General features: G+C 43.1%; 1 pseudogene. It reads left to right on the top strand.

Going from position 1 to position 471, the window contains the following annotated elements:
- A pseudogene (locus ACGF5R_RS24500) lies at positions 1–471 on the top strand (replication protein); the annotation flags it as partial.

Raw genomic sequence — 471 nt, 5'->3', positions numbered from 1 at the left:
CACGGAATGGGCTAATGATACGGCTAAATTGGCCTTGTGGGTTCGATTGATTGGGATGGCTCAATACAAGCCCCGCAGTGTTGAATTTAGCGGCGTTCAGTGGGATTTAGGATCTGGTCAGTTGGTGACGAAAATCCCCATTCTAGCCAGAAAGCTCAGAGATTCTAAAGGCAATGAGAAGACACAAAAACAGGTTAGAGACATGTTGGAATTCTTTTCCTCTGAGGGGATGCTAACGTTCAGCGGTAACCGGCATGGGACAGTGATCACCATCACAAATTACGCTGATTATCAGGGTGATTTTGAGGTAACAAACGAGGTCACTAATCAGGTAACAAACAAACCCAGTGATGACGCGGTTTTAGAGCGAAGTCAGGTAACAAAGTTGGTAACAAATCAGGTCAAACAGAGTAAGAAGTTATTAGAACAAGAATATATAACTACATCTAACGATGTAGTTGGTGAGTTTTC

Origin of the sequence: Photorhabdus sp. RM71S (genome assembly GCF_042879355.1) — a bacterium.
GTDB lineage: Bacteria > Pseudomonadota > Gammaproteobacteria > Enterobacterales > Enterobacteriaceae > Photorhabdus > Photorhabdus kayaii.
Note: the sequence above shows the minus strand (reverse complement) of the source record. Positions and strands in the feature narration are given on the sequence as shown.